At 70.8% G+C, this 3,115-nt stretch carries 4 protein-coding genes and 1 other RNA gene; 4 read left to right on the top strand and 1 reads right to left on the bottom strand.

Annotation, left to right across the window (positions count from 1 at the left end):
• The coding region (locus IJH84_RS12250; protein ID WP_295144227.1) for a histidine phosphatase family protein at positions 1–373 on the top strand (373 nt) is incomplete at its 5' end.
• Positions 374–622: 249 nt separating this feature from the next.
• Here IJH84_RS12250 and rnpB read toward each other — a convergent pair.
• Positions 623–1,020, bottom strand: an RNA gene (rnpB, locus tag IJH84_RS12245) — RNase P RNA component class A.
• A 268-nt stretch (positions 1,021–1,288) separates the two neighbouring features.
• Here rnpB and IJH84_RS12240 point away from each other — a divergent pair.
• The 3 genes from IJH84_RS12240 to IJH84_RS12230 all read left to right on the top strand — a co-directional run.
• Positions 1,289–1,813, top strand: coding sequence for an NADPH-dependent FMN reductase (locus tag IJH84_RS12240; protein ID WP_295144224.1), 525 nt, complete (start codon positions 1,289–1,291; stop codon positions 1,811–1,813).
• A gap of 627 nt (positions 1,814–2,440) precedes the next feature.
• Positions 2,441–2,698, top strand: a complete 258-nt coding sequence (locus tag IJH84_RS12235; RefSeq protein WP_200071170.1) for a hypothetical protein — start codon at positions 2,441–2,443, stop codon at positions 2,696–2,698.
• A gap of 6 nt (positions 2,699–2,704) precedes the next feature.
• The coding region (locus IJH84_RS12230; RefSeq protein WP_295144221.1) for a hypothetical protein at positions 2,705–3,115 on the top strand (411 nt) is incomplete at its 3' end.

The raw sequence follows: 3,115 nt of genomic DNA, 5'->3' as shown, positions 1-3,115 counted from the left end.
TGGCCTGCTGGAGACCGATTTCGGCGCGTGGGAAGGGCTGACGTTCTCGGAGGCCGCGGAGAAGTACGCCCAGCTGCACCGCCGCTGGCTCGGCGACTCCACCGTGGAACCGCCGGATGGCGAGAGCCTGGACGCCGCGTTCCGTCGGGTCACCGCGGCCCGCGACGAGATCCTGGACCGGCACGCGGGCAGCACGGTGATCGTGGTCAGCCACGTGACCCCGATCAAGGCACTGCTGCGACTCGGTCTCGGCGTCGGCCCGGAGATCTTCTACCGGCTGCACCTGGACCTCGCGTCGCTGTCGATCGTCGAGTTCTACCCCGACGCGAACGCTTCGGTCCGCCTGGTCAACGACATCTCCCACCTGCCCTGACCCGGCGGCCGTTTCCGAGTGAACGGCCTGTTCGTCCAATCTAGCCGGACCAACGGTCCGTTCACTCCGGGAAGTTCGCCCTGGATCGAGCGGTGTGCGCGCGTGTCGGCCAGTGCCCGAACAGCGCGGGGTTCACTCCGGACTCCGTTGCCGCCGCGGCGAGGTGAGGTGCGGGCGTCTCGGGCGGGCCGGCTGGCGAGGAGTCAACGGATCCGGTCGATCGGGCCGCTCGTTCTTCCGGCTAGTGCGCGGATGAGCCGACCTGTAAGCCGGATCCTGTTCCCGGGGGCCTTGCGGCCGTCCCGTTCGGCGGTCATCCATCTCGGCCTGCCGTCGCCGGCAGGCTCCAGCGGCCTACCCGCAGGCTCGGGCGGGCAGCCCTCGAGCACCTGCGCAGGCACCTCGCGGTGCCCTCTTGGCCTTGCTCCGGGTGGGGTTTACCGAGCCGTCCCGGTCACCCGGGACGCTGGTGGTCTCTTACACCACCTTTTCACCCTTACCCGGCCCGAATCGGGCCGGGCGGTCTGGTTGCTGGGGCACTTTCCCGCGGGTCACCCCGGGGTGCCGTTAGCAACCACCCTGCCCTGTGGAGTCCGGACTTTCCTCGACGCGGGTCGCGCCCGCGCCGCGACCGCCCGGTCGACTCATCCGCGCCGGTCCATTCTAGTCGCCGCCTCCCGGTACCCCGGCACCCAGCGTCCCGGCACCCAGCACCCCGGCGGCCGGCGTTCCCGGCACCCGGCGTTCCGATGCGCGGACGTCGTTGCCCGGGCCGCCGCGGCCGGTTCTACTGGCGCCATGACCGCCGCCGCGTTGACCCGTCGCCGCTACGTGGACTTCGCGCGCGTCAACGGTGCTCGTTGTTCTTCCTGCTGAACCCGTCGCGCCCGTGCACGCCGAGCAGGAAGTCCGCTCATGTCACCGATCATCACCGTCGTCGCCGCCGCACGTCCCGGTTCGAAGCTCGAAGAGCTGGCGCGGGTCAGCACCGAAGCGTTGCACGGCAACGGTTTCCGGCTGCGCGCCGTCCCGCTGCACCAGCTGCCGGAGTCCGCGCTGCTGGCGGGCGACGCCGATGCGCCCACGCTGCGCTGGACCCGGCGGCTGCTCACCGGCTCCGCAGGAGTCGTGTTGATCACGCCGTGTTACGAGGCGCCGATGAGCCGCCTGGTCCGGACCTGGCTGGAACTGATGCCCCCGCTGCGGGGACCGGTGCAGGTCGTGGGACTGGGTGCGACGCAGGCTCAAGCATCGGGGGTGGATTACGCCGCGCGGCGGCTCCTGCGCGAGCACGGTGCGCAGCGGATCGCGCCCGCGTGCTTCGTGCGCGACCGGTCGCTGGAGTCCACCGTGGACGGATGGAGCCTCGGCGGGGCGGCGCAGGAGCACCTCGCTGCCGCCCTCGGTGTGTTCCGGGAGGAACTCGCGTCCGCGGCGTGATTTCCGCGGGGTGGCGCCACGGCTGGTGGTCCTCGAAGGGCGGATCGGGCGAAACCGGCGCCGCCGCAGCCGTCCTGAGTGGACGTTCAACGGCGCCGTCCGGCGGTGTTCGACCGGTCCCGCGTTCCGCCCACCGGGAGCCCGCTGGTCACCGCCCGTGCCGCGACCTGCGCGGCAGCGTGGCGGGCCGGAACGCTACGCTGGATGCAGTCAAGATCACCGCCGGACGGGTCCCGGAAGGGGCCGCAGGCGGTGGTCCGGCACGGCGGCGTGGTGTGCGCAATTCCACTGACCGGCCGTTTCGTGCACGGTGCGTGTGGAAGGGATTCGCAACAGGGTGAACGAGCAGGGATTCGCGATCCGACACCGCGACCGGCCTCGCCCTTACCCGCCCGCTGCTCCGAACGAGCCAACCCCGAATGGACCAGCGGAGTGGTGATCCGCGGTCCGGGATGCCGAGCCCGCCCGGCCGAACACTACTGCTGGTGACCATGTCATGTTCTACTCGTACCGGCGTGCCGGGAAGATCCGGCGGGCCGCAGCACCTACCCGACGACCCTTCACGCACTCAGGGGTAACAAGATGACCGCCATGCCGCTGGAAACGTTGGCGCACGTGCAAGCTGCGATGGATCCGCTGGCGCAGCAGACAGGTCTCGGCACAGAAGGCATCCGCGGGTGGATCATCAACAATCTGTTGCCGCTGCTGCTGCTGACCGTTGCGCTGCTGCTGCTGTGGCTCGGCGGCGGCAAGGGCGACAACGCCGGAGTGATGCGCCGCGTCGTCGGCGTCTTCGTCGCGCTGGCGCTGATCGGCTTCGCGGTCACCGGGGCGGGCGTGGACATCGGCACCTTCATCGCCGGCCTGTTCAGCACCAGCGGGTGATCGGCCGTGCGGATCCGCACCGACGACGAGGTCTACCGGGTCGACGCCGTCTGGCTCGGCCCGCCGAAGGCGACCTTCCCGTGGCGAGCCCGCTACGTGGCATGGGGCGTGGGAACCGTGGTGTTCCTGGCCGTGCTCGCGGTGGAACGCCGGATGAACATCGGCTTCGGGTTCTTCTCCACCGCGTGGGCGGTGATCATCACGATCGTGGTTACGCGGATCGTGTGTTCCCGGATCACCCACGAACGGCCGCTAGGGGCGGTGCTGACCATGTGGTTGCGTGAGCTGACCGCGCCACGGGAGAGCACCGCGGGACGCGGCGGGGCGGCAGGCGCGGCCAAGCTGCGGGTGCGCGCCGAACGTCCCAGGCCCAAGCCCAAGCAGACCAGCAAGCGCACCGGCCCGGCCGAGCAGCAG

The organism is Saccharopolyspora sp., from assembly GCF_017434145.1.
GTDB lineage: Bacteria > Actinomycetota > Actinomycetes > Mycobacteriales > Pseudonocardiaceae > Saccharopolyspora_C > Saccharopolyspora_C galaxeae.
Note: the sequence above shows the minus strand (reverse complement) of the source record. Positions and strands in the feature narration are given on the sequence as shown.

What these genes read in the sequence shown, in the direction of transcription:
- IJH84_RS12240 (WP_295144224.1), top strand. Translation starts at nt 1,289, where the DNA reads ATGTCACCGATCATCACCGTCGTCGCCGCCGCACGTCCCGGTTCGAAG.
- IJH84_RS12235 (WP_200071170.1), top strand. Translation starts at nt 2,441, where the DNA reads ATGGATCCGCTGGCGCAGCAGACAGGTCTCGGCACAGAAGGCATCCGC.